At 75.5% G+C, this 6380-nt stretch carries 4 protein-coding genes; 2 read left to right on the top strand and 2 right to left on the bottom strand.

The window, feature by feature from the left end:
- Positions 1-1071, top strand: a 1071-nt coding sequence (locus C1J00_RS48595; RefSeq protein WP_500691497.1) for a DAK2 domain-containing protein, incomplete at its 5' end; no start/stop codon positions are given.
- Positions 1072-1102: 31 nt separating this feature from the next.
- Positions 1103-1237: a hotdog family protein gene (locus tag C1J00_RS47745; RefSeq protein ID WP_281262787.1), complete on the top strand. Its 135-nt coding sequence runs from the start codon at positions 1103-1105 to the stop codon at positions 1235-1237.
- Positions 1238-1557: 320 nt separating this feature from the next.
- Here the strand turns inward: C1J00_RS47745 and C1J00_RS36065 are convergent, their stop codons facing one another.
- Both C1J00_RS36065 and C1J00_RS36060 read right to left on the bottom strand, forming a co-directional pair.
- Positions 1558-4491 carry a hypothetical protein gene (locus tag C1J00_RS36065; protein ID WP_102913154.1) on the bottom strand — a complete coding sequence of 978 codons (2934 nt, stop codon included), beginning with the start codon at positions 4489-4491 and terminating at the stop codon, positions 1558-1560.
- The gene (locus C1J00_RS36060) at positions 4488-6326 is read right to left on the bottom strand and encodes an HSP90 family protein (RefSeq protein WP_102913155.1); all 1839 of its coding nucleotides are present in this window, start codon (positions 6324-6326) and stop codon (positions 4488-4490) included. Before C1J00_RS36060 ends, C1J00_RS36065 begins: the two co-directional genes overlap by 4 nt.
- Between the last annotated feature and the right edge of the window lie 54 nt (positions 6327-6380).

The following is a 6380-nucleotide window of genomic DNA, read 5'->3' as shown; positions in this document are numbered from 1 at the left end:
GTCCGTCGGCAGCGTCAGATGTGTATAAGGGACACCTCCGGGGCCGCCCACGCGCGCGTGGACCCCGCCGCGGGTCCCGTACCGGTCGACGGGGCCCTGGACGAGTGCGCCGACAGCGCCGCCGTCGTGCCGGGCCAGGAAGGGCCGGCCTTCGAGGTGATCTACCTCCTGGAGGCCGGGGACCGGGCCGTGGAACGGCTGCGGGAGCGGCTCGACGCCCTCGGGGACTCCCTCGTCGTGGTCGGCGGCGACGGGCTGTGGAACGTCCACGTCCATGTGGACGACGCGGGCGCCGCCGTCGAGGCCGGCATCGAGGCCGGGCGGCCCCACCGGATCCGCATCACGCACTTCGGCGCTGGCGACGTCCACACGACCGGCGCCGAGCGGCCGCCCCGGGAACGTGCCCAGCGGGCCGTCGTGGCGGTCGTGCCCGGCGAGGGGCTGGCCGGGCTGTACACCGAGGCCGGCGCGATGACCGTGCTCGCACGCCCGGGGGAGCCGCCGGCGAGCGGCGAGCTCGTCCAGGCCGTGCGGCGGGCCCACGCACGCGAGGTCGTGCTGCTGCCCAACGACTCCGGCCTGCGCCACACCGCCGCGGCGGCCGCCGAGCAGGTCCGCACGGAGGGCATCCGGGTGGCCCTGATCCCGACCCGCTCGGCGGTCCAGGGCATCGCGGCACTGGCCGTGCACGAGCCGGACCGCCGCTTCGACGAGGACGTCGTGTCCATGACCTCCGCCGCCGGGGCCACCCGCTACGCCGAGGTCACCGTCGCCGAACGCCAGTCCTGGACGATGGCCGGCATCTGCCAGGCCGGCGATGTCCTGGGTCTCATCGACGGGGACGTGGCCGTGATCGGTTCGGACGTCGCCGAGACCGCCGAGACCGTTCTCGACCGCATGCTCTCGGCCGGGGGAGAGATGGTCACCCTGGTCCTGGGCGACGACGTCTCCGACGCCGACGCCGTCGCCGAGCGTCTGGAGGGCCGGGTCCGCGAGGGGTACCTCGCCGTCGACACAGTCGTGTACCGGGGCGGACGACAGGGGGCCCTGCTCCTCATCGGCGTGGAGTAGGGCCGAGGCCGCCTCGACGGGAACCCGCGGGATGCGACGGGCCGGTGCTCCCGGTCGCCTCGCCGTCACCGACCGCCTCGCCGTCACCGACCAGCCCCGGCTCGCCGACCACGCCATCGCGGGCACCGCCCTCGTGCCCGCCGCCGCGTTCCGGACCCCGCCCTGACCGCGACGGGCCGCTTTGGCGTCGACCAGGTCGGCGAATCGACCCTGGAAGCCTCTCCGGAACTGCCCGAGCGGGGCTCCGTCCGTGTCTACTGCCCGGGCGGGGGCTCCGTGCGTGTCTACTGCCCCGGCGGGGGCTCCGCCTGGGGCGACTGCCCGAGCGGGGCTGGCTCCGCCTGAGTCGACGGCCTGGGCGGCGGCTCCGCCTGGGGCGACTGCCCGAGCGGGGCTGGCTCCGCCTGAGTCGACGGCCTGGGCGGCGGCTCCGTCCGGGGCGACTGCCCGAGCGGGGCTCCGTGCGCGTCCAGGTCGCCGTCGGGCTCAGTCCGGCCTCTCCGCCACGAGGCGGAGCAGTTGCTCGGCCTCCGCCCGGCGGGCCCGCACCGCGTCGCCGTCCCCGTCGGTCGCCTCCGCGTCGTCGTAACCCTCGTACGCCGCCAGCACCGCACGCGCGCGTGCGGTCGCGTCGGCGGTGCGGCCCAGGTCTGCCTCCAGCCGGCCCGCGGCTAGTTCCCCGCCGGTGCGGCTGTGCAGGGCGCCGTCCCCGAGGGAGGCGAACACCTCGGCCGAACGCACCACTTGGGCCAGTGCCTCCTCGAACACCTCGTGGACCGGCGCGCCCTCGGTGTCCTCGGCGCCGGAGCGGGCCAGCAGGTCGCCGAACTGCCGGTGGGTGTGGCCGAGTTCGGCGACGAGCTGCTGCCGGGTCTCCTCGTCGGTGGCTGCCTCCCCTGCCGCCTCGCACTCCCGGACCGCTTCCGCCATCAGGCCGCGTGCCTCTCCCAGCCCGTCCTCCGCGCGGAGCTCCAGCCAGGCGCGGGCGCGCAGGGAGCGGACCAGGCCGTGGGTGTTGCCGAGCTCGCGCCACAGGTCGCCCGCGCGCGCGTAGGCCCGGTCCGCCTCGGCGGGCAGTCCGGCCTGTCCGAGGGACTCCCCGGCCAGGTGGGCGAGGGTCGCGTGGTCGTGCTGCTCGGGCCAGTGCCGGGCGATCTCGGCGGCCTGCAGGCGCCGTTCGGCGGCCGCCCGGTGCTCGCCGAGCTCGCTCAGGCAGTCGCCGAGCCACCACTGCGTCTGCACGACCGCTCCGTCGCCGTGCGTCTCGGCGGTCAGTTCGGGCAGCGCCGACTCCAGCACCTCCGCGGCCTCGGCCCACCGTCCCTGCCGCAGCAGGAACCCGCCGAGCTGCTGTCGGGCCCACGCCCCCAGCGTCCCCGACTCGCCCGCCTCGTCGGCCCAGTGGGCGGCCTCCAGGGCGTGCCGGGCGGCCTCCACCGCCTCGCCCCGGCCGCCGACGACCTCGGCGAGCTGAAGGTGCAGCTGGACCCGTCCGGGCGCCTCCAGATGCGCCCCGCCGTGCTCCAGGGCCGCCCGCAGCGCCCGTTCCGCCTCCGCCATGTCGCCGAGGTGGTGAGCCAGAGAGGCGAGCCGGGCCTCGTACTCCACCGCGAACCACGGCAGCCCCGCCTCCACGAACGCCGCGGCGCCCCGCGCGAACAGCTCCGCTGCCCTCTCCAGGTCCCCGGCCAGCCCCGCCAGCTCTCCGAGCATCGCCCGGGCCTCGGCGACCCGCGCGGCCAGCCGTACGTCCTCCCCGGCCCGGCCCTCGACGAGCGCGAGCACTTCCCGGACGGCGGCCTCGGCCTCGGCGAGAGGCACCGGGTCGCTCTCGCCGCCGTGCGCCCGGCGGGTCATGATCCGCGCCCGGCTCATCACGACGGACGCCGTCTGCCGGATGCCCGTGCCGTCGGCGGCGTACAGCGCGAGGACCTCGTCGTACGGGCCGGTCACCGCCGCGACGGCGCCCTCCACATCCCCCGCGAGAGCGCGGACGTACGCTCCACGCGCGCGTGCGGCGAGGGCCTCGCCCGGGTCGCCCGCCTCCAGGTAGAGGCCGGCGGCCCGTTCGAAGAGCTCGGCACCCTCGGAGCCGAGGGACATCGCCTCGTGGTCGGCCATCTCGGCACGGTCGCGCGGGTCCAGCCCGGCGCCCTCCGCGGCCTCGGCGGCAGCCGCCCAGGCCTCCACGGCGCCCGGCCGCAGGGTGTCCGACAGCCGCCGCGCCTCGGCCAGCAGGGCGGGCAGATCCGGCTGCCCGGTGCCCGGGACCGGAACCGCGGGGCGAGCGGGCGGCGGGGCCGGCCGTACCGACCGCACCCCCAGCGGCAGGCGCTCCGCGAGCGGTTGCCGCGCCATACGCACGCGTGCCCGCTCGCTCACGTGCGCCGTGCCGTTGCGCTCGTCGAAGCGCCCCGCCAGGGCGAGGGCCACCTCACGCGCGTGCGCCGCGAGTTCACGGGCGGTCCACTCCCGGCCGGCCGGGCCCGGCACCTGCCCCTCGCCCAGTCCGAGGACGGTCAGCCGGTCCATGAGCAGGGCCACCACGCTCATGAAGTCCAGCTTGCTCTGCGGCTGCCCGTCGTCCGTGAAGTACGCCGGCCGCTCCGCGAGCAGTTCCAGACCCCGCGCCTCGTTGCCGGTGAGCGCGCAGAACTCCACGTGCTCCGCATAGGCGCCACGCATGCTCTCCATCGCCCGGACGAGCCGGAAGCCCCGCAGATGGTTGGACCGGGCCTCCTCCTCACGCCCCAGCCGCAGCAGCGGCAGCAGGGACGACGCGAGGGCCGTGTGCGGCTCGTGGGCGCAGCTGTACTCGCCCTCCAGCACCGGCCCCCACAGCTCCAGCGCCTGCGCGTCCCGCCCCTGCTCCGCCTGCCACCAGCCCTGTACGTGCAGCTCACAGGCGTGGCAGTCGGCCATGCTGTCCCGGTCGGCGGCCAGCCACGCGGCATACGCCCGCTCGGCCCGCGCCACGTCCCCGACATGCGCGGCCACACTGTGCTCGGCGCTCCGCACGGCCCGTTCGGAGTGCCCGGCGAGCCGGTAGCGGTGCTCCATCTCGCCGAGCCACTTCTCGATCGACGCCAGCGGGACGTGCGGCTGGTCGAGCATGCCGGCCGAGACCCACTTGAAGACCCAGTGCAGCGAGTGGGTCTCGTACGCGTCGAAGTCCTCGGGCCGTTCGTCCCACATGCGCAGCAGGCGCGCGAAGGGGACGAACATCTTCCCCTTCTCGGAGCTGTAGTTGTAGACCTTCAGCTGGTGGCCGAGCGCCTCGATGACGGCGAGCGGGACGTTCAGCTTCTCGGCCGCCGTCAGCAGCTCCTCCGCGCGCGCGTTGCGGGCCGGCCCCTCCGGCTGCCCCGAGTTCTCCGCCATCGCCTCGCGCAGGGCGTCGAAGTCGGTGATCTCCGTCATGCCTGACCGTCCTCGCTGTGCGTGGCCCACTCCAGGAGGCCGATGAACGCGCGGTTGAGCAGTGCCGAGTCGGCCGGCCTGAGCGGTCGCTGCGCCATCAGCAGCGCCTGCCCGTAGAGCGACTCCGTGGCGGTGCCGATCAGCTCCGGGTCGGGCAGCGCGCCGATCCTGCGGACCAGCGGATTGAGGTGGTTGAGCACCAGACGCGCGCGGGGTGCGCTGCCCCGCAGGGAGCCCAGGATCCCCGCCCACAGGTCGTCGGCCTGTGCCTCGGCGTCCGCGCGGGCCTGCTCGTGCCGGGCGTCCCGGTCGTCGAGGTGCAGCGCGGGCACGGACAGCGGGTGGAAGGCCCGCAGGACGACGTCACAGCCCAGCGGGTCGAGCCGGGCCCGGGCCGCCGCCAGGAAGCCGGACAGGGCCAGCTCCTCGGCCGGGTCGACCGGGTCCAGGTGCGCGGTCACCGTCTCCGCGTCCAGTTCGGCGACCACGGTCCCCGGCCGCACCGACGGCAGTGCCTGGACCAGCTCGCTGTCGTAGGTGTAGCCGCCGTTGATCACGCCGATGCCCTGCGCGGACGCGATCGGCGCGACCTGCCGGTACTCCTCGACGGTCCGCGAGAAGTGCACCACCGGGTGCCGCTGCGCGAACTCCTCCAGGGACAGCCGCCCGTCGGTCGTCTCGAACGGCAGCCACGGCAGCATCGTGCGCAGCATCTCCCGGTCGTGCCGGGCCAGCGACTTCACGCCCAGGTGGTGCACCGCGAGGAACGCGGCCAGCCGCTCCGGATCACCGGCCGCGAGCCCCGTCAGCCAGGCCCGGATCCGCTCGCCCAGCGCCTCCCGTACGGCGGCCAGCGTCTCGTCCTCGTACAGCGCCTCGCGCGACGCCGTGGGCCGCAGACTGTCCGTGTCGAGCACGCAGCGCACGAAGAAGGCCCAGTCCGGCAGCAGCTGTTCGGCCCGCTCGGTCAGCAGCATGCCCTTGAGGTGCACGCGGTGACCGGCGCGCTGGGCCGGGCTGACCGCCGACGGCAGCACGTACGCCACCCCGCGGACGCCGGCCAGCGGCACCGACAGGTCGATCGTGTCCAGCGGTGTGAAGCCGAACAGCCCGTGGCAGTGCCGGGCGAGGGCGACGCGCCGGGCGGCCGGGCCCGGAAACGGACGGTCCCAGGGCGCCGGAAGGTCGGCGACCGCCTCGTCGCCGACCCGGACGTCGTACGGCAGCAGCGACCCGAAGTCCCGGGCCAGCGCCTCGACCCGCTCGGGCGAGAGCCACTCCGCGGCACCCGCCCGGGCCACCAGGTGCACGGTCGTGCCCGGTTCGGGCCGCTCGGCGTCCGGCAGCGTCCGCACGGTGTACGAACCGTCGTCGGCCGCCGTCCACTCCACCGGCGGCGCCCCGGGCGTACGGGCGCTGCGGCTGACGACCCGGATCCGCTCGGCGACGACGAAACAGGCCAGCAGCCCGATGCCGAACTGCCCGAGGAAGTCGGACCGGGCCTCCTGAAGCCCCTCGGCCCGCTTGGAGCTGCGCCCGATGGTGGCGAGCAGGCTGTGCACGTCCGCCTCGGTGAGGCCCACGCCGGTGTCCTCGACCCGCAGCGCACCGCCCTCGGCGTACAGCCGGACCCGGGCCGGAGCGTCGGGTTCCGTCGCGCGTCTGGCCGTGATGGCGTCCACGGCGTTCTGCAGCAGCTCCCGCAGATAGACCTTCGGACTGGAGTAGAGGTGGTGGGAGAGCAGGTCCACCAGACCACGCAGGTCGACCTGGAACGTATGAGGTGACGAGGGCGGACGGGGTGCCTGGGATGCCTGTGAGATCTGGGAGTCCATCTTCACGGCGCCGGTGGGGGACTCGCGACGGCGCGGGGTCGGGCGGTCCCGGTG

Source organism: Streptomyces cahuitamycinicus (assembly GCF_002891435.1).
Classification (GTDB): domain Bacteria; phylum Actinomycetota; class Actinomycetes; order Streptomycetales; family Streptomycetaceae; genus Streptomyces; species Streptomyces cahuitamycinicus.
Note: the sequence above shows the minus strand (reverse complement) of the source record. Positions and strands in the feature narration are given on the sequence as shown.